At 44.5% G+C, this 22,665-nt stretch carries 20 protein-coding genes and 1 pseudogene; 8 read left to right on the top strand and 13 right to left on the bottom strand.

Annotation, left to right across the window (positions count from 1 at the left end):
* The first annotated feature begins 175 nt into the window (after nt 1–175).
* Both AACU28_RS02670 and AACU28_RS02665 read left to right on the top strand, forming a co-directional pair.
* On the top strand, nt 176–1,507 hold the full coding sequence (locus AACU28_RS02670; RefSeq protein ID WP_121602286.1) for an MFS transporter: 1,332 nt from the start codon (nt 176–178) through the stop codon (nt 1,505–1,507).
* A gap of 185 nt (nt 1,508–1,692) precedes the next feature.
* Nucleotides 1,693–2,574 (top strand): DMT family transporter, encoded by an 882-nt coding sequence (locus tag AACU28_RS02665; RefSeq protein ID WP_065607841.1) that lies wholly within the window; start codon nt 1,693–1,695, stop codon nt 2,572–2,574.
* Here the strand turns inward: AACU28_RS02665 and AACU28_RS02660 are convergent.
* Nucleotides 2,561–3,751, bottom strand: coding sequence for a GGDEF domain-containing protein (locus AACU28_RS02660; protein WP_121602285.1), 1,191 nt, complete (start codon nt 3,749–3,751; stop codon nt 2,561–2,563). The genes AACU28_RS02665 and AACU28_RS02660 overlap by 14 nt on opposite strands.
* A gap of 303 nt (nt 3,752–4,054) precedes the next feature.
* On the opposite strand from AACU28_RS02660, the gene AACU28_RS02655 reads away from it, so the two are divergent.
* Nucleotides 4,055–4,843, top strand: coding sequence for a phytanoyl-CoA dioxygenase family protein (locus AACU28_RS02655; protein ID WP_017081873.1), 789 nt, complete (start codon nt 4,055–4,057; stop codon nt 4,841–4,843).
* A gap of 119 nt (nt 4,844–4,962) precedes the next feature.
* Entirely contained in the window at nt 4,963–5,304 is a 342-nt protein-coding gene (locus AACU28_RS02650) for a hypothetical protein (protein ID WP_017081414.1), read from the top strand.
* 146 nt (nt 5,305–5,450) lie between these two features.
* Here AACU28_RS02650 and AACU28_RS02645 read toward each other — a convergent pair whose 3' ends face one another.
* A complete protein-coding gene (locus tag AACU28_RS02645) occupies nt 5,451–6,662 on the bottom strand; it encodes a B12-binding domain-containing radical SAM protein (RefSeq protein ID WP_076649392.1) in 1,212 nt (403 codons plus the stop codon).
* 30 nt (nt 6,663–6,692) lie between these two features.
* Entirely contained in the window at nt 6,693–6,968 is a 276-nt protein-coding gene (locus AACU28_RS02640; RefSeq protein WP_076649390.1) for a hypothetical protein, read from the bottom strand.
* An 89-nt stretch (nt 6,969–7,057) separates the two neighbouring features.
* Between AACU28_RS02640 and AACU28_RS24550 the strand changes: the two are divergent.
* Nucleotides 7,058–7,144: pseudogene (locus AACU28_RS24550) on the top strand (phytanoyl-CoA dioxygenase family protein); the annotation flags it as partial.
* Between the two features lie 20 nt (nt 7,145–7,164).
* A complete protein-coding gene (locus AACU28_RS02635) occupies nt 7,165–8,154 on the top strand; it encodes a zinc-dependent alcohol dehydrogenase family protein (RefSeq protein ID WP_121602284.1) in 990 nt (329 codons plus the stop codon).
* 21 nt (nt 8,155–8,175) lie between these two features.
* On the opposite strand, the gene AACU28_RS02630 is transcribed toward AACU28_RS02635, so the two are convergent.
* The 3 genes from AACU28_RS02630 to AACU28_RS02620 all read right to left on the bottom strand — a co-directional run bounded on the left by AACU28_RS02630 (nt 8,176) and on the right by AACU28_RS02620 (nt 11,026).
* Nucleotides 8,176–9,123, bottom strand: coding sequence for a FecCD family ABC transporter permease (locus AACU28_RS02630; protein WP_017081412.1), 948 nt, complete (start codon nt 9,121–9,123; stop codon nt 8,176–8,178).
* Between the two features lie 101 nt (nt 9,124–9,224).
* Nucleotides 9,225–10,187: an ABC transporter substrate-binding protein gene (locus AACU28_RS02625; protein ID WP_102561624.1), complete on the bottom strand. Its 963-nt coding sequence runs from the start codon at nt 10,185–10,187 to the stop codon at nt 9,225–9,227.
* On the bottom strand, nt 10,184–11,026 hold the full coding sequence (locus AACU28_RS02620) for an ABC transporter ATP-binding protein (RefSeq protein WP_121602283.1): 843 nt from the start codon (nt 11,024–11,026) through the stop codon (nt 10,184–10,186). The genes AACU28_RS02625 and AACU28_RS02620 overlap by 4 nt, the downstream gene beginning before the upstream one ends.
* 371 nt (nt 11,027–11,397) lie before the next feature.
* Here AACU28_RS02620 and AACU28_RS02615 point away from each other — a divergent pair, with 371 nt between their 5' ends.
* Nucleotides 11,398–13,302 carry a bifunctional metallophosphatase/5'-nucleotidase gene (locus AACU28_RS02615; protein WP_121602282.1) on the top strand — a complete coding sequence of 635 codons (1,905 nt, stop codon included), beginning with the start codon at nt 11,398–11,400 and terminating at the stop codon, nt 13,300–13,302.
* A gap of 259 nt (nt 13,303–13,561) precedes the next feature.
* Here the strand turns inward: AACU28_RS02615 and AACU28_RS02610 are convergent, their stop codons facing one another.
* From AACU28_RS02610 to AACU28_RS02580, 7 genes are all read right to left on the bottom strand, one after another.
* Nucleotides 13,562–14,710 (bottom strand): iron-containing alcohol dehydrogenase, encoded by a 1,149-nt coding sequence (locus AACU28_RS02610; RefSeq protein ID WP_121602281.1) that lies wholly within the window; start codon nt 14,708–14,710, stop codon nt 13,562–13,564.
* Nucleotides 14,711–14,756: 46 nt separating this feature from the next.
* Nucleotides 14,757–15,404 (bottom strand): L-fuculose-phosphate aldolase, encoded by a 648-nt coding sequence (locus tag AACU28_RS02605; RefSeq protein WP_029236427.1) that lies wholly within the window; start codon nt 15,402–15,404, stop codon nt 14,757–14,759.
* Nucleotides 15,405–15,422: 18 nt separating this feature from the next.
* Nucleotides 15,423–15,857 carry an L-fucose mutarotase gene (gene fucU, locus AACU28_RS02600; RefSeq protein ID WP_121602280.1) on the bottom strand — a complete coding sequence of 145 codons (435 nt, stop codon included), beginning with the start codon at nt 15,855–15,857 and terminating at the stop codon, nt 15,423–15,425.
* On the bottom strand, nt 15,850–17,298 hold the full coding sequence (fucK, locus tag AACU28_RS02595) for an L-fuculokinase (protein ID WP_017059997.1): 1,449 nt from the start codon (nt 17,296–17,298) through the stop codon (nt 15,850–15,852). The genes fucU and fucK overlap by 8 nt, the downstream gene beginning before the upstream one ends.
* Before the next feature lie 59 nt (nt 17,299–17,357).
* Nucleotides 17,358–19,106 carry an L-fucose isomerase gene (locus AACU28_RS02590; protein WP_029236428.1) on the bottom strand — a complete coding sequence of 583 codons (1,749 nt, stop codon included), beginning with the start codon at nt 19,104–19,106 and terminating at the stop codon, nt 17,358–17,360.
* 66 nt (nt 19,107–19,172) lie between these two features.
* On the bottom strand, nt 19,173–20,342 hold the full coding sequence (fucP, locus tag AACU28_RS02585; protein ID WP_017059999.1) for an L-fucose:H+ symporter permease: 1,170 nt from the start codon (nt 20,340–20,342) through the stop codon (nt 19,173–19,175).
* A gap of 197 nt (nt 20,343–20,539) precedes the next feature.
* On the bottom strand, nt 20,540–21,226 hold the full coding sequence (locus AACU28_RS02580; RefSeq protein WP_048662208.1) for a DeoR/GlpR family DNA-binding transcription regulator: 687 nt from the start codon (nt 21,224–21,226) through the stop codon (nt 20,540–20,542).
* A 739-nt stretch (nt 21,227–21,965) separates the two neighbouring features.
* Here AACU28_RS02580 and AACU28_RS02575 point away from each other — a divergent pair.
* Nucleotides 21,966–22,664 (top strand): ABC transporter ATP-binding protein, encoded by a 699-nt coding sequence (locus AACU28_RS02575; RefSeq protein WP_121602278.1) that lies wholly within the window; start codon nt 21,966–21,968, stop codon nt 22,662–22,664.
* Nucleotide 22,665 lies beyond the last annotated feature (1 nt).

Here is a 22,665-nt window from a genome sequence, read left to right as displayed (position 1 = left end):
AAACTAAATGAATGGGGGGAAGTGATTTGAAGAACAGAAGCCTATAACCGACTATGAACCATGATCTCGAAGATCACGTAAATCAGATATTTTAGGGATTTGGCAACAATTCCATGATTTAAAAGAGTAAAAGGGTTATACATAATGATGTGTTATCTAAAATACTGAAATTATCATGACGCTCAAAGAGATCCTTAACATTCCCAATGTCCGCTACTTCTTAATGTTTCGAAGCAGCTACTTTGCGCGTTTTTACTACCCTATATTCACCCTACTCTATTTAGATTACGGGCTAACTCTTTCTCAATTCGCGATGCTTAATGTAGTTTGGGCAGCTACCATTGTGCTTGCTGAGGTGCCGTCGGGCGCGTTCGCTGATACCTTAGGCCGCAAGAAACTAGTGGTGCTGTCTTCGATCGTGATGTTTGTTGAGATCGCCATGATAGCGCTAGTGCCAACCGGAAACCCCGACTTGGTGTTCATTGTCTTTCTGATTAACCGGATACTCAGTGGCTTAGCAATGGCACTGGCCAGCGGCGCCGACGAGGCATTGGCTTACGACACCTTAAAAGAACAAGGCAATGAAGAGTTGTGGCCGCGAGTGCTGCAAATCCAGCTTCGTGTCGCCTCAACCGTCGGTATCTTTGTCACATTGATTGGTGCGGCGATGTACGATGTGAACTTCATGGCGAACATCTTTGATTTCCTAGGATTAGCCGAGCCAGAAAGCACTAAAGATCTGATGCGTATTCCTGTGTTCGCCACCCTATTTGTTGCGATGATCGCTATCTATGCCGCGATTAATATGCGCGAAGAGAAAAAGGTGATGCCAAGTGACCAAACCAAATTGGCAACCACCATCTCAAGTCTTAAATTGACGATCGATGCGGGTAAGTGGGTATTTGCTACGCCTTACGTGCTGTTCATCTTGCTCTACTACAGCCTATTCGAACACACCTCACGCATGTTCCTAACCATGAACAGCCAATACTATCTGGCCATTGATATTCCAATTATCTACTTTGGTTTTATTGGTGCGGGTATCAGCTTGCTTAAGATTATATTGGCAGGACAAAGCCGTAGGCTAGCAGAGAGCATGGAGGCTAAAACCTTCATTGTAGTTATGGGATTGGCAAGCATGGCAACTTATTACTGGATCAGTTTAGGTTGGTCGATTTACGGAGTCATTCCGGCACTGGTATTAATCTTAATCATCATGACGATGAACATTTTCATCAGCTACCACCTGAATAAAAAGACCGAATCACACAACAGAGCCACGGTTCTCAGCTTTAAAGGGCTGATGTTTAACCTCGGATACGGCCTGATCGGTATCTTGTACGCTTACTACTATAAGTTGGTGTCTCAGGGCTACACCGAACAAGAGATAGAACAGAACCTTGCCTTCTTGGCCTCACTGTCTTCGTTTTTCTATTACTTCACCTTACTGTTCATTACGATCAGCGCACTGTTCTATTTCAAGAACCGAAAAGAGCCAATTTTTTGAGGCGGCTAGCTATATTGTGTTGAAGTTCAACGAGCTAACTCTTCAAAGGTTAGCTCGCACAAAGTTCTGATTTACCCAAATAGACTATCGCCTGAAAATGGACGCTCAATAAACAAACAAGCCCCTTCTTCTATTGGTTAAATTTGTTAATATAATCATAATTTTATATAACACACGGAAGCGTCATGTCATTTAGTTGGATAGCCTTTACTCTTCTCGCAGCCTTCAGCCAATCTTGGCGCAATGCCTTTCAAAGCAAGTTAAGTGGCACCATGAGTGTTGCTGGTGTGACGCTGGCGCGTTTTATCTGGGCAGGCCCAATCGCCTTAATTTATCTGTGCGCCCTCTATCAATGGAAGCCAGTATCCACACCTGATTTTTCGGGTGAGTTTGTTTTCTACATTATTGCAGCAGCCATTATGCAGATCCTCGCGACGGGTTTAATGGTGATGTTATTTAAGCTCGAAAACTATGCGATAGGAGCAGGCTTAGCCAAGTGTGAAGCCCCCGTATCTGCTGTGTTATCCGTATTGTTTTTTGGTACTGCTTTGACACTAACAGGTTGGGTCGGCGTGCTTATTGGCACATTAGGCGTACTAATCATGAGTAGTTCTTCTGGTTGGCGAAGCTTGTCTCCGAAAGTATTTTTGTTAGGTATGGCGTGTAGTACCGCTTTTGCTTTAACGTCTCTTTGGGTACGGGAAGCAAGTTTGAGCATAGGGTTGCCCTTCCCTCATAGCGCCGCATGGGTGCTGTTCCTCGTCATTTCCCTTCAGACAGTGATTATCTGTACGTATCTCTTTTTCAGAGAACGCGACACGCTGCGCCAGATATTCAAGAAGTCGAAACTGGTCATCATGACAAGCCTAGCGAGTGTTATCGGTTCTCTGGGTTGGTTTAGCGCGATGTCGCTTCAAGCCGTGCCGTACGTAAAGACACTCGGGCAAGTCGAAGTGATCTTCATGGTGTTGATATCCTACTTCTGGTTAGGGCAAAGCATCGCGCGCAAAGACATTCTTGCGCTCATTTTGCTTTCTATCGCAGCGGTATTGGTTATGTGGCAGTGACGAGCTCGTTAATATGACTAGGACAAATTGAAGTCATATTGCGACCGTTTGTTTTCGCTTGATATAACGCTTTGTCGGCTCGGCTAATAAACCCATTCCAACTCTCATGCGGATGAAGCTGAGCAACACCAAAACTCGATGTCAGAAACATCTCATGTTCTTGTACTGCTGATACCTCTGAAATAGACAATCGTAACTTGCAAGCAATAACCTGAGCTTGTTGGAAATCGACATTAGGCAATAAAATCATTATCTCGTCTCCGCCAAAACGAAACGCACTGGCTTTGGGCGATGTTTTTATCGCACTTTGAACCATTTCAGCAAAAGACTTGATCACGAGGTCACCTACAATGTGTCCGTATTGGTCATTGATCGACTTAAAATTATCAATATCCATCATAATGGCACTGACAGGCGCAGTCTCCGCCTGCTTCATGATAACAGGAACCATCTCATCCAATGCTCTGCGGTTTCCCAGTACCGTTAGGGGATCGCTGTAGGAGAGGTCGTGAATAGAACTAAGCAACCTTGCGTTAATCAGCCAAAGCATTGTAAAGCTCATCGACACAATAAGAACGATGCTCACTAAAAAGGCAAGTTGATGAATGAGAGTGGCCGCCATAAAATCCTGCAGCTCAGCCGAAAATAGCGTCACCATTACTCGGAAAACCATAAACCCACCATATATCGTAAATGACAAGGCCATCATCCGAATACCTAGAGTCAAGTCATCACGCAGGCCCTTTAATACCGCAAAGGCAGTGCAAAGAGTCACAAAAGCCAGATATAAACTAATGAGGATAATTCGAGCCTTTATGGAAGGCTCATAGAACGTGAAGTAAATAAAGCATGGTAAAAGAACCAACATCATTAGACTACTGAGGTAGGTGCATTTGAGAGAGTATTCTCGAAACAGACATAAGCTATACAAAGCGAGATGAAAACCAAGCGCAATGACCATATTGGCACCAATAACGGTGATCCAATCAGGGAACTCCCCTCTTAGGCTTAACATCAACGGCCCAGTTCCGATAACAAATATTGAAATGGAAAAGATTGAAAGCCCTTTAATCGGCTGTTGCGTGAATTGAAATAACAATAAGCCAATACAGTAAATGAAAGAGAACAAAATAATAATAAAATTAAGTGTTCTCATATCCAGCGAAAAACCATCCATGATTTTCTATCTTCCATACGCAACCAAATTTCAACATGGTTAATAATCATACAAACCACAAAAACATTCACCATATGAATCTTTATATTTTATAAAATAAGGGATGGATCACATATGCAGAGATTCTTGTCGCATGAGTCCATGATCTGAATAGACATGTAAAACTCGTCCACACATGGCTTCATAGCATCACGGAATCTACAGGCTTCTGCACTCGTTACTTGGTTGAATGGCGACTGTCTGGCATTATGCGCCCAAGAAATCTGTGGTTATTACACAGCAAAGAATGAACGAAGGTAATCAGTGGTAGAAAACAGCCAACAATTAAGTGACCGTTACGACGAACATGGTTACTTTGTTATCAGAAATTATTTCGATGAAGCTCAAATTGCATCGCTTAGAAAAGTCGTGCTGAAATTTCATGAATCATGGAAAGCAGACAACGAAGAATTCTATAAAGAAGAAGCATTTAACTCGTCTTTAATTACGGGAAGCGAATATTTGCTCGCCGACGATAGAAGCGTGCTTTTCGACTTCATCAGCTCGAAACAAGTGATGAACGTGGTTGATGCGGTGATTCCGAACAAACCGGCATTCATGAATACACAGCTGTTCTTCAACCCAGTAAATCCGCAACAAAAAGACTTCTGGCATCGTGACTGTCAATACGACTACGACGTTGATGACCAAATGAAAGTCATCATGGAAACCCAGGTATTGCATCTGCGAGTGCCCATTTTTGATGAGCCAGGTATGGAACTTATCCCTGGCACACACAAGCGTTGGGACAACGAAGAAGAGTACAATGTTCGCCAAGAAGAAAACGGCAAAGTGAGCAGCGATGACATCTCTGGTGGTAAGCAGATACCATTAGCCGCCGGTGACTTATTGGTTTTTTCAGCGGATATGATCCACCGAGGCCGATATGGCTTGGATCGTTTGGCTTTGGATATTTTGATCTTTGATTCGGCGGCAGACTATGTCGACTACGTTGATGATGACTGTTTACCAACACCAGCCATGTTGAGCAATATTACCGATCCAAGATTGTTTATGAACACGCTGCATTTGAAATCGATGTTGTGCTCGTAAACGATGAAAACAGTTACATCAAAAGTCACATGACTTGAAAATAATAACAAATATGTTCACATTTATTTCATAGCGCTCGCAATAAGATAGCTTCATATTCAATATTCGAGATAAGCAATATGAAAAAATTGATTACTAGCATGTCACTACTTACAGCACTTGTTTCGGGTGCTGCTTTAGCCGAAGTGAATGGTGAAGATTTTAACGAATTCCCTAAGCAAGATGCGGCTCACTGTTTTGGTTGGGCTGCAGGCTTAGATAAAGACCAAGATTACGCTAAGTTTATTGTCGAGCTATCGAAAGATCGCACAGTGAGTGTCAAAGAAGATCCTTATATAATGGAAGAGTTCGGCACTGCAATGGGTTATTCAGAAGCGATGTTAGAATTTGCCGGCAAAGAAGCTGCGGATGCTAAATATAAACTAGTCTGCGATCCAATCAAACAAAGCTATGGCTTTTGATCGCGGGGTTTCACCGCTACGTCAAAGACTTGATGCAAAGGCTCCACATGGAGCCTTTAAAGTGTACTGACTCAGTCAGGGATTCCGAATAGTAAAACTTATTTATGAACCTTCGCGATTTTCATTCCATGTATCCAGAACAAATTTTAATTGAACCATGCAAAAACTCGTTCTTTCAAGCTCGCATTCTTTCTCCAAATCCAATACAAGCCTTCCTCTAGCTCTTCAACGCTCATACGACTGGGCTGATAAACCGGATGGCTACCATCGTACTTGGACCAATCTTTAGTAAGAAGTCGCCCTTCACGCTCTAGCTGATTAAAAGACTCCGAACCGGGAAACGGAATCATGTAGTGTGGGATCACCTTATCAACCTTGATATCTTCGACGAACTTCTGCGTTTGTTTGAAGATAGAAGTGTCATGTTCATCAAAACCGAACAAAAAATCTCCCCATACTTCAATACCATGAGATCTTATCTCAGCGATGTACTCTTTCATTTTAGATGGTTTCACAAAGCCTTTTTTCTGAGCCTTTAAAGCCTCTTCAGATGGCGTTTCTATGCCTAATAATACAGCTTTGAACCCTGACTTCACCGCAGCACTAAGCAATTCGGTGTCACGAGCAATCAAGACTGTCGTTTCCCCATAGAAGCTCATGTTAAGCGGCTCAATGGCTTTAAATAGTGCCAAAGCATATTCACGGTCATGAGTGAGATTGTCGGAGTGTAACTCAACCCACTCAATACCTAATGTCTTGAGATCCGCTAACTCGCTGACGATATTTTCGATTGGCCTTTTCTGGAACTTATCAAAGAACCTTGGCACTAAACAGAAGTTACATTTAAATGGGCAACCTCTTGTCACAACTACTGACCATGTATAATTGTACGCTTCAGGATTGATGATATTTGTTGGGTATGGATTGAGCATACTGAGATCGACAGGCTCGGAGCTTTCATAAATAGGCTGTAGCGAACCAAACTCTGCGTCACGTAGTAACTGAACCCAGTAGTTCTCAACTTCTCCCATCGCCAAACAATCCGCATATACTGCCGCTTCTGAAGGGTTAAACTGAGTATGTAACCCCCCGAGTATGACTGTTTTGCCTTTTTTCTTATATTTAGAAGCTAGCTCGTAAGCCCGATAAGCATCTGGAGTCGACATAAATATCACCACCAAATCAGCATCATTATAAAGGTCGGCTTTTTCACCTATGGTCTCATCAACCATATCTAACTTGTACCACTTTGGTGTCGCAGCAGCGGCGGCAAAGATGTTTTGTGGAGGTCCCCCCGTAGAGGCTTTGTATTTTGAGTAATCGCTGCCAGCAGACGCTTTAATTAAATAGATTTTCATAACGTATCCTAATTATTAAATTTTGCTTTGCTACAAAGAGCTAAAAAACTCAAAGACTCTATTGTCCATATAGAAATATACCCCTCCCATCACAAACCAACTGATGATGATTAAGGTAAACAAAACTGGATGTTCTTTTAGCTCAATACGTTCAACAAAGAAGGCTTCTTTTGCGCGAAGATTTTCCCATCCCCAAAACCAGCAAAATAGCCCCCAAATCAGAAGTAGATCAAACTTAAGAGCAAACAAGGCCATGGTCAGAGCCAGCAATGTTTTCCACTTAGACATTACTTCAGGCACGTTCATCTTTATTAACTCCTAGTTATTAAACTAGGAATCATTGTAGATAGGTGTTGGTCAACTTTTGGTTAACTAATTTCAATTTGAACAATCGATTGCCAACAACATCGATGTTGAGCAATATTACCGACCCAAGATTGTTTATGAACACGCTACACTTAAAATCAATGCAGTACTCATAACCCATAAAGGTATCCGAACTATGACTGACACTAAGCAAAATACCCGAATTAGCCAGTTCCGTTTCGGTCAGCCAAAAGAATCTCTCAAGTTAGAACATGTCGCTTTAGGGGCACTAGACAAAGATAAAGTTCGCGTACACATTGAAGCCACTAACATCAACCCTAGTGATCTGTTGTCGATTTATGGTGTGGGCCAATACAAACATAGCCACCAGCCGCCGAGAGTACCGGGATTTGAAGCGGTAGGAAGGGTTATAGAATCCAGCAATGCTGAGTTTGCAGTAAACCAGCGTGTGCTTGTGGCAACCAGTGGAACATGGCAGAACTATGTCGATGTATCACCAGATGATCTGTTCCAAATTCCTCAGCATCTAGAAAATGGTTACGCCTGTCAGTTGTACATTAATGCGCTAACCGCATGGGTGCTAACGACAGAGGTAACCAAGCTGAACCAAGAAGATGTGTTGATCATCAACGCTGGCAGTTCAGCCATAGGTAAGATCTTTTCGCAATTATCAGTATCACTCGGCTTCAAAATCATTATCGTTACATCACAACCGAAACGATACCCAACTACCACCAACTGGATATTAGATACGAACGCTGATCTAGTTTCTCAAATTAAGGCGTTAGACTTGCCTATGCCAACCGTTGCCTTTGATGCGATTGGCGGCTCACCCGGAACCGATCTTATCCACACCCTTGGCAACAACGGGCGCTTTATCAACTATGGGACGCTGTCGTTGGATTTTTACGAGCCACGCTTCTTTGAGTACGCGAAAAGCCAACACATCGATTTCAGCACCTTCTTCTTACGTTATTGGGAAGAAGCGGAAGGTAAAGATGTTCGCCGTGAAAAGTTCACGACTATGCTAGATCACTTCATCACAAACGATATTCAGCTCGACGTTGACCGCTATCTGCCATTCGATGAAGTGCAAACCGCGATTGATCTCATTGAATCGAAAACCACACGCCTAGAGGGCAAGATCGTCTTACTGCCTGTGTAGTTTGGTGGAATTGAGCACACACTATTTACGCCAAACAAGATACAGAACGAATAACCCGCCAAGCGCTGCTGTCACAATACCTACTGGCAGTTCTTGTGGCGCTAATATGGTTCGGCTAATCACATCCCCAAACAGTAAAAGCACCGCGCCCCATAAGGCAACCAAAGGCAGAGCTCGCTTGTGAGTGACACCTGAAAATGGTCGTACTAAGTGGGGTACCATCAAGCCAATAAAGCCGACCACTCCGGTCATCGATACAATCGACGCTGTGCAAAACGCACAACAGAGAAAAATCTCGCTTTGTAGGCGGTGTACGTTGATCCCCAGTGAGCTTGTCGTCTGTTCACTCACTAACAAAGTATCAAGCTCGCGATAACGCTTGAAAATTAACGCAATCAGACATAACACGCCCGCCAAGGCAAAAATCAAATTATCCCAACGTGCGAGCCCTAAGCCTCCCATCGTCCAGAACAAAATCGAACTCGCCGCTCTCTGGTCGCCTGAATAGATCAAAAAACTCGTGATGGCGCCGAATAGAAATGAGATCGCCAAACCACACAAGATCAAGTTGTCATTGCCCTTTTTCTTCTGCATCGAAAACAGAATCAGAACAGCGGTCGCCGACACAATACCACCCGAGAATGCAGCCAGTGGCAGTGACCAAACACCCAGAGCGTCTCCCACTTTGGTGATCACCAACACCGCACCAGCAGACGCGCCAGATGACAAGCCAAACAGAAACGGATCCGCCAGATCATTTCGTGTCGAGGTTTGAAGCAACGCTCCAACCATCGCCAGCCCTGCACCCGCGATAACCGCTAACAATGCTCTAGGTAACCTTAGATCGATCAGTATTCGACTGGTCATATCCGGCGTTGGATCAGTGAAAGAGCTCAGCCCTACAATCACTTCCTTAAAAGACAAAGGGACCGAGCCAAATTGTAAACTCATCATGAAGGCGAGCAGCATGGCAGTGATACCTGTTAGCCATGCTGCTCGATATTTATCAAATAAAATCAAAGGACTACTACTCTTATCAATAACAAGCTTTCATCTAACAACTTTCCCGATCACTCAGAAACGAACGCCTCTGCAAGTTTCTCAATAGCATCGATATTGGCAGGCCCAGGGGTGAGTTGCTCATAACGCAGTTTGACATAACGACCAGAAGTGACCGCATTGGTGTATTTCATCAACGGATGGGCTTCTAAGAAACGTTGCAACGAATCGGCACCACTCGCCGATTGGTAATCCAGAAGAATAATCACATCTGGGTTTTCACGAGCGACATTCTCCCAAGAGGTTCGAGCCCAACTAGCTTCCATATTGCCTGTGATATTTTGACCACCAGCAGCTTCAATCATTGCGTTTGGCATTCCGTACTTACCTGCGGTGAAAGGCTTGTCTTCCCCCGAATCAAACAAGAACACTTTTGGGCTCGGCTTACCTGATGCTTTCTGCTTTTCTGCTACTTTTTCAACTCTCTCTTTCCAGCTGTTTACCAAAGCCTCGGCCTCTAGTTGCTTGTCAAAAATAACGCCTAACTTTTTCATATCGCCATAAAGCAGATCCATTGTCGCACCTTCTTTTTGGTCTTGGGTATGAATGCAACTCTCAGAGAGCACTAAGGTATCAATCCCATATGGCTTCAGTGTTTGAGGCGTCACTTCACCGCCCACTTTCATTCCGTAATTCCAGCCAGCGAAAAAGAAGTCAGCATCAGCAGCAATCAATGTTTCTAATGAAGGATACTTCGGTGCAAGCTCAGGAATATCTCCTAAACGTTCTTCAAACGAACTCGACATCTTGTACCACCCAGTAATGCCCGTAACGCCCACCATCTCCTTTTGAAGACCAAGAGCAAACGCCATCTCGGTCATATTGATGTCGTGTACAACCACACGCGAGGGCCGCTTTTCAATGGTCAGTGGGCTCCCACAGTTATCAACCGTCACTGGGTATTGAGTGCTTGTCGCATGCGCAAAAGAGAAAGGTAAAAGAAACAAAAGACTGGAAATTACAGGCCACTTCATTGGGCTGCTCCTATTAAAGAGTGATTAGAGAGAGTTAAGTGAGTTGAGTAAGTTGATGCAGCTTCAAAATGATGGATGGTGCTGCATAGATTAGGATGATTGAACGTGAGAACGCGCAATCCAAAAACAGGGATCATGTATCGGTCTTGCATCACGGTATCTGGGGCTGAGAACGCCACCATCTTTTGGTGTGACATCAACAAGACTTTGTCGGCGAATGGCGCTACCAAAGGTAAATCATGCAGCACCACAACAGACGCAATGCCGCGTTGTTTAATTAGGCTCAGAAGTTCAAGGCGAGCGAGAGGATCAAGGTGGTTTGTGGGTTCGTCTAAGAGTAAAAGCCTAGGCTCTTGTGCAAAGGCGCGAGCAATACTTGCACGTTGCTGTTCACCACCGGACAGCTCACCAAAGCACCGCTGGCTTTTGTGAACAAGCCCAACATCTTGCATCGCCTGCTGAACCGCTCGTTTGTGCTCTTTTGCACTACAACAAAATGTATGAGGAGTTCGGCCTAAGCCAACATACTCAGCAACACTCAAACGAGGATCAACATGCTCATGTTGAGTAACCACCGCGACTTGCTTGGCTATCTGCTGCCGCTCAAGGCTTCCAAGTGCAATGCCAGACAACATCAACTCACCTGCGACGGCTTTGTATTCGCCTGTAATGCCTTTCAGCAAACTGGACTTTCCACTTCCATTAGGCCCAATGATGGCAACGCATTCACCGTCGTTCACATCAAATGTCACATCGGAGACGGCCCTCCAGTTAGCCAAGCCATCAGCGCAGAGCCCGCGCACAGACAATACAGGTTTATTCAAATTCCCACCGAACATCCAAAAACAACATTTATTGTTACGTTATAACATAACAATAAATTAAAGACATAGTTAATAATAGAAATATTAAGACCGCGCTAAGAAGCATTGGAAATGGCGGGATAACCCAATCACCTTAAACAAAGACAGAAGTGCTTACGGAAATTGATTCACTGAGAAAGTTTGATTCAAGGAATTGAGTATTGAGAACGCAGTAAAGAGTTGTAATGCGTTTCTCCATAATTTAAGTGGTTACGAGATGGTCATGAATCACATTTATTTGAAACATCAGTAAGTTATATCACTATAAATATGACACTGATCACCCATAAGGTAATCTCGATTCTATATGGTAGCGTCATACTTAAAACCACGATGTGAACATACTTATGAAAAGACACATACTATCAAGCGCCATCCTACTCTCTCTAGCCTTTCCCACCTTTGCAGATGATGGCGACATACACGATGTCACGATACTGGGTACTTCAGATATCCACGGTCATTTTATGGCGTGGGATTACGCGGCAGATAAACTCAACACTCGTGGTAGCTTGAGCCAAATCGCGACCAAGGTTGGTGAGATCCGCAAAGAGCAATCTAACATTATCCTTGTCGATGCTGGCGACACCATCCAAGGCAACTTCGTGGAAACCTTCAAAGACGAGCCTGTTGATCCAATGATGCTTGGCTTTAATCACATGAAATACGATGTATGGGTTTTAGGTAACCACGAATTCGACTTTGGCCTTAAAACACTCAACAGAGCCGTTACCCAATTTAAAGGGCAGTCTCTCGGCGGCAACATCAAGAACAAAAACGGAAATCCATTCTTACCGGGTTACACCATTCTAGAACGCGGTGGCATTAAGATCGGCGTGATCGGAATGGATACCCCAATGACGGAGGTCTTTGCGCAAGGTACAAACCGTTTAGAAGGCGTCACTTTCACTAATCCAACCTTGGAAGTGAAGAAAATCGTCAAAGAGATTGATGATAAAGTGGATGCTATCGTATTGGTTGCCCATATGGGAATTGAGAACGAGAATGACATTGCCGACACCGGTGTCACCGACATTGCCAACGCAAACCCAGAGCTTGATGCCATTGTTGCTGGCCACATGCACACTCGTATAGATAAGGCTGTTGTGAATGGCGTTATTATTACTGAGCCCGACAAATATGGCCGAGCCCTATCTCGTATTGATCTTCAATTTGAAGAGCGCGATGGTAAATTCACTCTCGTCAACAAAGACAGCTTCACCTATAAAATTAAAGGTATAGATTCTGATGAGAATATGGACGAGTTATACCAGCCTTATCACAAACAACTCCGAGAAATGGCGAACAGACCTGTCGCTCAGCTTACCGGCGTTGATTTAGTCCCAGAAAACGAAATCCGCGGTATCCCTCAAGTCCACGTTCAAGACACCGGCATCAGTGCGCTATACCAAGAAGCGAGCTTCTTCTATGCACCCAAAGCCAATGTCATCGCACTTCAAATAGACAACGACAATGCAGAGCTCGATGTTGGCCCAATTAAAGCCAAAGACATCGCGTACAACTACCAATACGCGGGTGGCGAAATCACTGTCTACCAGATGACAGGCAAAGAGTTAAGAACCTACATGGAATGGTCTGCGGGCTACTTCAACTCAGTGCAACCTGGCGATGTAACCTACAGCTTTAACCCTGACCGTAGAGCATCAAAATACTCAACCAATGACTTCTTCGCAGGCGTAACTTATACCATAGACCTCACTCAACCTGCAGGTACACGCATCACCAACCTTGCGTTTGCAGATGGCACACCGGTTACTGATCAAACAGAAATCCGTATTGGTATGAATAGCTATCGAATGGGTCATCTAACCAAGAAAGGCGGCGTGCTAGAAGGTGAATCGTTCCCTGTACTCTTTGATACGGAAGCAGAGTATGGAGAAGAAGCAGGCACGATCCGTAACATGACTATCAAGTATCTTAAAGAAGAAAAGAGCGGTCAGTATGAAGGTAAAACTCAGCAGCGATGGGCACTTTCTGGTTTAGAGAGCCGTTACAATGAACAGCGAGAGATCGTAAAGTCATTGATTAATGATGAAACTATATCAATCCCGACCAGTGACGATGGCCGCTACACAAACATCGCTTCTATCAACGTAAAAGAACTGATGTTCAAATCTGACGAAGCCAAACAAGCAGCCATAACCACACGCGAAAAGAAACTGGCGCAGGCGACTGAGCAAGAGAGTAAGCAAATCAAACGCGAAATCACTCTGATCAAAGCGCTCAATTAAGCCCTGACCTCAAACCAATAACGACTTAACGATGCTTGGAGCGTGGTTAGGTCGTTTTTGTTCCCATTTTCCAACACCACATCTGTACTGAGTAAAACGGTTAATATTGGATGAATGATCTGCAAAGGCCAACTCATAGTTGGACAAAATCTTCTCAGCGAGTTTCCTAAATTAGTGATTTATGAATCACTTCAAGTATTGCAAACCTCCAATCAAGTGGCCAAATTCACTCAGCCACTACAGTACCACTACACGGTTGCTATAACGCCAACTCGTAAAGGTGATAAACGTCTTCACTGGTCAACGTTCTTGGGTTGCCTCCCATACAAACATCATCCATGGCTTTTTGAACCCAACCATCAATATCCGCATGCTTAACCCCAAGATGAGCCAGCCCAGAAGGGATACCCACTTCACGAGACAACGTGCAAATCAGGTCCACCGCTAATAGGGCTGCATTAGTGTCGTCTAACTGAGACGTATCCCCACCCATCGCTTCAGCTACTTCCCTAAACGCACTTGGAACCGTTTGAGCATTGAATGCGCTCACCACAGGCAGCAAGATAGCATTACAAACGCCATGCGCTAGGTTGTGTGTTGCCGAAGGCTGATGTGACAACGCATGAACCGCGCCTAATCCGGCTGAGTTGAACGACATCCCCGCTAAAAATTGCGCATCAGCAAGTGCCGACCGAGCTTCTATGTTCGCTCCATCCTTTACTGCCATAGGCAGCCATTTGGCAATTAGCTTAACCGCCTCGAGTGCGGTCGGAAGTGTTAAACGATGGGCGCCAGGAGTCACAACCGACTCAATGGCATGGGTCAGCGCATCCATACCCGTTGCAGCGGTAACAGAGGCAGGCAAACCAACCATCAATGATGGGTCGTTAACCGCAACATCTGGAATCTGTTTGGTGTCGACGATCACCATCTTAACGAGATTCTTCTCATCGGTAATCACCGAATTGGACGTCATCTCCGCCGCTGTTCCCGCCGTTGTATTAATAGCAATAAAGAACGCACCGCTATTCTTAACCAGGCCGACCCCATTATAATCGGTGATTTCGCCTTCATTTGATGTGACAATACGAATCGCTTTCGCACAATCAATAGGGCTACCGCCACCAACCGCAATCAAACAATCGCACCCGCTCTGTTGGTAAAACTCAGCACCTTGATTAACCAAACTAACGGTCGGGTTAGGGGTGACCTTATCAAAGGTGACATAATCGAACCCTTTATCATCGAGTGCACAATAAAGAGAATCTAATATCCCCAATTCAATAAGGTTTTTATCTGTCACTATCATTGCTTTTTTTACGGGTCGACAGTCCAACACTGCAACAGATTCTGCCACCGCACCTACGCCGGATAATGATAGTTTTGGTAAATTTAATGCAAACACCATAGTCATTCCTTTACGGTAAGAGCCCGACGGATCGGGCCGATATCAATTACTTCTCAACTCGCAATCCATACGTCTTGAACTTATCGAGTACATGATCCATCTCTTGGTTTGGAAGCACTGGAACGTCTGGCTGAATCGCTGCACACTTGAGATAAAGCTCAGCCAATACCTCGGTTTCATGTGCTAACCACAATGCTTTCTTCAGATTTTCACCAACGGTGATCATGCCATGGTGTTGAAGAAGAATAGATTTACTTTGACGAATGCCAGCATCTACATAATCAGCCAACTTAGGAGAGCCAAAGGTAGCATAAGGTACACAAGGTATTTCTGCCGCGCCCGATGCTGCAACCATATAGTGGATCGCCTGGATTGGACGATTGAGTATAGACACTGCTGTCGCGTTAATGGCGTGGTTGTGAACAACGGCATGGCAATCCTCTCTCGCTTGGTAGCAGGTTAGGTGGAAAGCCCATTCGCTTGATGGAATTTTGCCTTCCTCAAATTCTCCGGATTCGCTTACAAAAACGATCTTTTCCGGTGTCAGATTCTCATATTCAATACCCGTTGGAGTGATCAATAAACCACCTTCATAGCGCACCGAGACATTACCTGCGGTGCCTTGGTTTAATCCCAGCTTAGTCATCTCTAAGCATGTATCGATAATGTCTTGTGCTAGTTCATTTCTTGTTATTGTCATCGTATTACTTCCTTAAGCTGGCGTTACGCCTTTCTTTAAAATGATGTTTCCGTATTTAGCGGTTTCGCCCGTCAGTACAACTGCAAAGCATTTTTCGGCGCGGTCGTAAAAATCAAAACGATCCATGTGTTCTAATGCAGGCTTGTCTTTCGTGGTCTTTGTGATTGCCGTCATGTATTTCGATTCAACTGTTGGGTCGAGCTGGTCACCCTCTACTGCTTGCATCATGATCAGCGGGCTTTGGCAGTACACGTCGAGCTCAAATAGCGGTATTGTGCCCTCTAACAGCGTATCGATATTCACGCCATCGGCTCTTAGCACCACATGCGATCCAAACGTCTCCGCAGGAAAATGGGCGTCGGCAAACAGAATTTCATCGCCATGCCCCATTCGACTTAATACGGCAAGCAGTTCTGGGCTTATTGCCGGATGGATTCCTTTAAGCATTGTGTATTTCCTCCAATAACTGGGCGTATTGTTCACGGCTCTCAGACGGGGTGATGACTTGGTAAGCAGGCTTCATATTTTCTTGGGCATGATTGGCATCAATAAATACCCCAGCCCCTGCAAAGGCATACATCGCTGCCCCCGTCACTGTGGCTTCAGGCTGTTCAACCACATGGATAGGGATGCCAACAACGTCAGCTCTTATTTGGTTCCACAGTCTATTTTTAGACCCACCACCCACCACCATTAAACACTCGGTATTTAAGCGACAAGTCGTGGAAAGATAGTGCAGACTGCTCTTGAGTTTGAAGGCCAGTCCTTCTAGAGCGGCGCGGTATATCTCGCCCCTTGTGGCATTAATGGACAGGCCAGTAATCGCACCATTTCCTTTACCGTCACCACCAAGTAAAAAGGATGGATCGAACCTAACGCCATTTGCACCGATAGGGGCCGCTTCCCCTTCCGAAACCATCACCGCGTATTTACTGCTGCTCTCGGCAATATCCGTAAAGTAGGTGTTGGCGACCCATTCCATTACTGCACTAGAGAGCCATTGGATTGCTGGGTTAAACAAATCATTTTTAGCATCAAGCTCTGTTGTCATGCCCTCTTTGAGATAGTCAGGTTTTAACTGAGGACGTGGCGAACGAGCCATCAAGATCTCCCAAGTCCCTGAGCTTAAGAAAGACTGATTCTCTTTGGCACCAGAGCCGAACAAAGCAAACTGAGTGTCGTGACCTGCTGAAATCACTGGAACTCTGTTTGGAATGCCAAGCAGGAAGGCGACATCGTCTTTTAAACAACCCACTATTTCGCCCGCTTCAACCATGGGAGGAAAGTGCGCCTTCGTCAGCTCTAGGTACTGTAATACCCCTTCATTCCAGTCACCGCTGTCTAGGTCCGTCATCATCGACGTGCCAGCCATCGTTCGATCGGTTGTTAATTCGCCCGTCAGCTTTTGTGTCAACATCGACGAAATAAACACCCACTTATCCATATTGCTATAGACTTTTGGTTCGTTGTCTTTCAACCACTTAAGCTTGAATAAGGTATTGAACGAATAATCCCCGATGCCGTTGGTCAAATACAGTTCATCGCGGTCAATATCTTGCGAGATCTGGCTCATCACAGGCGCGGTACGAGCACATTTCCAAGAAATAATGGGATAGATCTGCTTTCCATCTTTATCGAAGGGCGCCCCGTCCACTCCAAAGGTAGTGACAGAAACGGCAACAATATCCGTCGAATTAATTTGAGCCGTTACCTGCTTTGAACACTCAACAAGCTTTTTCCAAATCTGTTGAAAATCCCAAACATGTTTAGTGCCATTCTGTAGCGTTTCATTAGCAATATAGTGCGACGCAACAATTTCACCTTGCTGGTTAATCGCAATAGAGCGGACGTTGGTGGCTCCGCAATCAAGAATAATAGCAATCGACATAACTCACCCCTTTAAGGCCTACCCCAAGTTGGGGCAGGCAAAATTAGTTACCTATTGAATTACTTATAGATAGGGCCGAAGTTCTGACAAGCGCGATAGTCCTGTCCCTCAACATCCTGACCAAATGCAGACCAAGTATGCGGACGAAAGATGTCTTGGCTATCCACGTTATGCATCGATACCGGAATACGCAGCATTGCAGCGAGAGAGATTAAATCGCCGCCAACGTGGCCTGAAGTGATAACACAGTGGTTAGCGCCCCAGTTTGCCATAACGTCATAAACCGATTTAAATGCGCCTTGGCCAGTCAAGCGAGGGACGAACCAGGTCGTTGGCCAAGTCGCGTTAGTGCGCTCATTTAGGGTGTTATGAACATCTTCTGGCAGTTCGATAGAGTGCCCCTCAGCAATTTGCAGCACTGGACCAATACCCGAGATAATGTTGATTCGATGCATAGTAAATGGCATGCCACCTTCAGTTAGGAACTGAGACGAGAAGCCGCCCCCACGGAAGTATTCTTCAATGGCTGGGCACCATTTCGTTGCATTTAGAGACGCTTCAACGTCGGCTTGTGTCAGTTCCCAGTGCGGTTTCATCGCCGGCTTACCATCAGCTGTTCTCGCTTTACCTGCCCCATCGAGCGCTGCTGAGCCAGAGTTAACCAGGTGCAAGAAACCGGAATCTGGGCGGGTCCCTGTCACACGCTCTACCGCATCTTCAGACCAGTAGGTACGAACATCATGGAAAACCTGAGCCTCACCCGTCAGTAGCTTACCAAACATCATATTTACGCCGTTCAACGCGTCGTTTTCTGTTGCCACACAGATTGGTTCACGAATGCCGTTCCAATCAAATGAGGAGTTCAAGATGGCCTCTGAAAAATCGCCATTGGGCAAATGATCGGTCCAATGACGCTGACCTTGGAAGCCAGCCAGAATAGCATTGTGTCCTAGCGATTCTTCACCAAAGCCTAGCTCTGCAAGTTTTGGGTTGCCTTGCATCAAATCGCGCATGATCATGGTCATCTTAATGACGGTATCCCAATCCTCTGCTTTACGCTCTTCGGTGAAAGGGGTGCCGTTATAATCTTTACCTTCTTTACACCAGTCTCGTACCCAAGCACGTGCCAGTTCAAACTCTTTCTTGTCATAGACTTCTCGATCCAAACGGCGTTTGATTTCTGTCATATCGACATATTCATTACGCATGCCCAGATACTTCTGGAAGAACTCAGGGTTAACCACAGAGCCCGCGATGCCCATAGATACAGAGCCCATCGAGAGATAAGATTTACCGCGCATTGACGCGACGGCTAAACCTGCACGGCAGAAGCGAAGAATCTTGTCCTGTACGTCACTTGGGATTGACTCGTCTCCTGCGTCTTGCACTTCTTTGCCGTAAATTGAGAATGCCGGTAAACCCACTTGTGAGTGGCCTGCCATCGCGGCGGCTAGGTATACTGCACCTGGACGCTCAGTACCATTGAAACCCCAGATGGCTTTTGGTGTATGCGGGTCCATATCAATGGTTTCTGTGCCATAACACCAACACGGTGTTACTGTCAGTACAAGGCCCACATTTTCACGTTTAAATTTGTCAGCCGTCGCAGCAGATTCTGCTACACCACCAATACAAGAGTCGGCAAGGACACACTCCACTTTCTCTCCGCTAGCATGGCGAATATTCTCTTGAATAAAATGAGCTGCGCGCTGAGCCATTCCCATAGTTTGATCTTCAAGAGATTCGCGTACACCCATTTGACGACCGTCGATGGTAGGACGAATACCGATTTTAACTAACTGTGACATCATTGATGTTCCTTATTATTTCTTTAATTCAGGGGGCAGGTTAATGCTGCCCCTGTGGATAATTCTTTACTTAACTTGGTAACCTTTTGCGCCGTAGTACACTAGGTAAACGAAGCCAATGAATGGGATAACAAATGCGGCACCAATGCCTGCTGCATCTGAGATTTGCCCCATGATGGCGGTTAGCAGTGCACCACCCAGGATTGCCATGATTAAGAAGCTTCCACCAAACTTTGAATCAGACCCTAAATCTCTCAGTGATAGCCCAAAAATAGTCGGGAACATCAGAGACATACATGCAGACACACCGACTAGTGCATAAGCTCCTGCTAACCCACCCACTACCATGATTACAGCGACTAAAATCGCAGCGATCGCAGCCAAAGCAGCAAGTAGTTTTTGTGGTTCAATGTGTTTCATCAGCGCGACACAAACCCAGCGCATGACAGAGAAAATCACAATAGATGTCAGTAGGTATGTTGATGCTTCTGCTTCTGTACCGCCGACTTCTTGCATCACGTAACGAATAGTCCATGACCAACAACCAATTTGCGCACCGACATAGAAAAACTGAGCTAACACGCCTTTGGTGAAGTGGCTTCGCTTGACAATACGGCGGTACGCCTGACCAAATGTAGACTCACCGGTAGTACTTGTGTCCTTTGCGGCCGGCATCTTAGTTTTAAGAATCAATAGCCAAATTAAAGCAATAACAACTGCTACGCCCATATAGGGCATCATTACTGCGTACAGTTCGTCAGATTGAATTTTCGCTAGTTCGTCAGCAGCCATGGCCGCACGTTCACTATCCGTTGCAGGGTTTAGTTGCGATAAGATGTAAAATTTGCCAATTAACACCCCAGTGATCGAACCAATAGGGTTACAAGCTTGAGCAATATTTAGACGTCGAGTTGCGGTTTCTTCAGGACCCATCGCTAATATGTATGGGTTGGCACTTGTTTCTAGAATGGAGAGACCGCCAGCTAGAACAAATAATGCCAGCAAGAAAGGTAAATATTCCATTGCTTGCGCGGCGGGATAAAATAGCAGTGCGCCGGTTGCAAACAATCCAAGGCCCAAAAGCACTCCGGCTTTATAACTGTATCGCTGTATGAAAAGCGCAGCGGGAAGAGCCAAACAAAAATAAGCGCCATAGAAAGCCGTTTGTACCAAACCGGATTGCATATCGGTTAAAGTAAATACTTTTCGAAACTGTGCAATAAGTACATCAGTCATGTTATTTGCCAAACCCCACATGGCAAAACAACAACATAGTAGCCAAAAAGCAAATTTAATTTCCTTTGGTATTACCTCTACTTTATTATTCCTCTGTGTTTCAGACGAACTTATATTGAGAGTATCAGTCATAAGATATCCTTATTTATTAATTAAATTATTTATTTTTATTTTAAAGTTTATTTTGTTTCACGTTATTACAAATCAGTTATTACTACATCTACCGATTCGTTATCACATATTTTAAGAAGACTTCTTTTTTTGTATTTAGATTTATCGGCAATTAGAATAACTTGATCAGATATATCGATAAAACTTCTTTTTATTTGATAGTTATATTCATTTGAATCCCAAACTCCTGAGTCATAATCAAACCCAACGCAGGAAAAGAAGCAGACGTCCAAAGACATATTAGCCAGTGTCTCCACTGCTAGTGGACCATAGAAACTACTGTACTTCTCGGAATAACTGCCACCAGTACAAATTACATTAATATTACTTTTACCTTCAAGGGCAATAACATTCTGAAGAGAATTGGTAATAATAGTGCAACTGATATTTGGAATCTCTCGAGCGAGACACCAACTCGATGAACTTGCATCTAAACCTATTACCATTTCTTCTTTAATATAATCTAACGCTTTGCTTACCAGTAATTCCTTTTCTTCTATATAGTCCTTAGAACGCGCATGAAAAGAAAGACCTTCATCAATTTCTTGAACACTAATAGCCCCACCATGAACTCTTTTAAGTGCGCCCGATTCATCAAGCTTTTTTAAATCTCGACGAATTGTTTCCACAGAAACATTAAAGGCTTCTGCTATTTCTTCGACGGTTGCACTTCTTTGATCATTTATTAGTTCAACAATTTGTAGGCTTCTCATAATGGTCTCCCGCTTGCTTGATTATTAATTTACCAATGAAAAAATGGCAAAACTGTGACGAAATCGCCATCAAGCCCGTTATTGACCGATTTGTGACTGATATTGTGGACTATTAAACACAAATGCCCGAAACTTATAAAAACAGTCATTCATTAATAAGGAATTATAATTGTTAGAACAGCTTGTAATCACCACTTACATAGATTGAATGATATTGCGAATACTTGCCTATTTAGACCAAAGCGTATAACTCAGGAGAGGGGAGGACACGAAATGTCTGCACAGAGACAGTAATAAGAATCCACCAAGTAAACATGAAATAATGATTAGTTGAACTTGGCTAACTAAAGTGGGTAAAAACAAGAGAATAAATACTCTAAGAAACTTGGGGGCATTAACAAGTTAGAGAAACAGCACTACCCCCCTCCTCCCCCAACACACTTTCATAAAGAAAACCTTTAACACGTTAAACCATGATTTATTGCACTTAAACGTGGTCACGAACCATCTAACGATAGGTTCGAAAGCCTCCGAGGTGGCTCAAAACTCCCACTAACAACTGTATTCCTCCTCACACTGATCTATTTCCCTCTTTTTGCAGTACAAGTTATTAATAATTCGATATAAATCGCTCTATTGTTTGAAATTGTTGTCTACAGTTTTATAGAACTTGTCGCTTCGGTAATTGCCACAAGTAACGACACCTTTTGATGGTAAGTTTTGGTTATAAGGAAAGGAAATGGAAAGCCCAATTGTCACACTTACACATGCCAGCAAAAGCTTTGTTGATGGCAACAATACCCATCACGTGTTGGACAATGTCGACTTCGCTTTGGCGACAGGGGCAAGCGTGGCTTTGACTGGGGCGAGTGGCAGTGGAAAGAGTACTCTGCTTAACATTATTGCGGGGTTTGAACCTCTATCCGGTGGAGAATTGTGGCTTGATGGCGAGAACACATCAAATTGGAAAGATCCACAGTGGAGCCGATTCCGCCATCAAAAACTAGGTGTGATCTTTCAACAGTTCAACTTACTAACCCCACTCAACGTAAAACAAAACATCGCCTTCCCGCTCCATTTAAATCAACAAAAATGGAGCGACTGGTGCGATTATTTAGTTGATGCATTGGGCATCAGTGAGCTACTCGAAAGACACGTATCTGCACTCTCTGGCGGTCAGCAACAACGAGTCGCTATTGCGCGCGCGCTAGCCCATAAACCTAAGCTACTACTTGCCGACGAACCCACAGGCAACCTCGACCAAAAAGCAGGGTTAGAGGTTATGAAGCTGCTGAGTGAAATCACTACACAAGGCAACACTGCCGTGCTTTTGGTTACGCACAGCCCAGAATGCGCCAGCTTTATGCAGACAAAATTGGTGCTAGATGATGGTTGTTTAAGGAACATAGATCTAACCCCAAGAGCAGCAGCGTTGTGAG

Source organism: Vibrio sp. SBT000027, from assembly GCF_963894355.1.
In the GTDB taxonomy this organism is placed as follows: domain Bacteria; phylum Pseudomonadota; class Gammaproteobacteria; order Enterobacterales; family Vibrionaceae; genus Vibrio; species Vibrio splendidus.
The sequence above is the reverse complement of the archived record's forward strand: the minus strand, read 5'-3'. Positions and strand labels throughout refer to the sequence as shown.

What these genes read in the sequence shown, in the direction of transcription:
- AACU28_RS02580 (WP_048662208.1), bottom strand. Translation starts at nt 21,226, where the DNA reads ATGAGAAGCCTACAAATTGTTGAACTAATAAATGATCAAAGAAGTGCA.
- fucK (WP_017059997.1), bottom strand. Translation starts at nt 17,298, where the DNA reads ATGTCGATTGCTATTATTCTTGATTGCGGAGCCACCAACGTCCGCTCT.
- AACU28_RS02670 (WP_121602286.1), top strand. Translation starts at nt 176, where the DNA reads ATGACGCTCAAAGAGATCCTTAACATTCCCAATGTCCGCTACTTCTTA.
- AACU28_RS02610 (WP_121602281.1), bottom strand. Translation starts at nt 14,710, where the DNA reads ATGGTGTTTGCATTAAATTTACCAAAACTATCATTATCCGGCGTAGGT.
- AACU28_RS02640 (WP_076649390.1), bottom strand. Translation starts at nt 6,968, where the DNA reads ATGAACGTGCCTGAAGTAATGTCTAAGTGGAAAACATTGCTGGCTCTG.
- fucP (WP_017059999.1), bottom strand. Translation starts at nt 20,342, where the DNA reads ATGACTGATGTACTTATTGCACAGTTTCGAAAAGTATTTACTTTAACC.
- AACU28_RS02650 (WP_017081414.1), top strand. Translation starts at nt 4,963, where the DNA reads ATGAAAAAATTGATTACTAGCATGTCACTACTTACAGCACTTGTTTCG.
- AACU28_RS02590 (WP_029236428.1), bottom strand. Translation starts at nt 19,106, where the DNA reads ATGTCACAGTTAGTTAAAATCGGTATTCGTCCTACCATCGACGGTCGT.
- AACU28_RS02645 (WP_076649392.1), bottom strand. Translation starts at nt 6,662, where the DNA reads ATGAAAATCTATTTAATTAAAGCGTCTGCTGGCAGCGATTACTCAAAA.
- fucU (WP_121602280.1), bottom strand. Translation starts at nt 15,857, where the DNA reads ATGCTTAAAGGAATCCATCCGGCAATAAGCCCAGAACTGCTTGCCGTA.
- AACU28_RS02620 (WP_121602283.1), bottom strand. Translation starts at nt 11,026, where the DNA reads ATGTTCGGTGGGAATTTGAATAAACCTGTATTGTCTGTGCGCGGGCTC.
- AACU28_RS02575 (WP_121602278.1), top strand. Translation starts at nt 21,966, where the DNA reads ATGGAAAGCCCAATTGTCACACTTACACATGCCAGCAAAAGCTTTGTT.
- AACU28_RS02630 (WP_017081412.1), bottom strand. Translation starts at nt 9,123, where the DNA reads ATGCTGCTCGCCTTCATGATGAGTTTACAATTTGGCTCGGTCCCTTTG.
- AACU28_RS02635 (WP_121602284.1), top strand. Translation starts at nt 7,165, where the DNA reads ATGACTGACACTAAGCAAAATACCCGAATTAGCCAGTTCCGTTTCGGT.
- AACU28_RS02615 (WP_121602282.1), top strand. Translation starts at nt 11,398, where the DNA reads ATGAAAAGACACATACTATCAAGCGCCATCCTACTCTCTCTAGCCTTT.
- AACU28_RS02665 (WP_065607841.1), top strand. Translation starts at nt 1,693, where the DNA reads ATGTCATTTAGTTGGATAGCCTTTACTCTTCTCGCAGCCTTCAGCCAA.
- AACU28_RS02625 (WP_102561624.1), bottom strand. Translation starts at nt 10,187, where the DNA reads ATGAAGTGGCCTGTAATTTCCAGTCTTTTGTTTCTTTTACCTTTCTCT.
- AACU28_RS02660 (WP_121602285.1), bottom strand. Translation starts at nt 3,751, where the DNA reads ATGGATGGTTTTTCGCTGGATATGAGAACACTTAATTTTATTATTATT.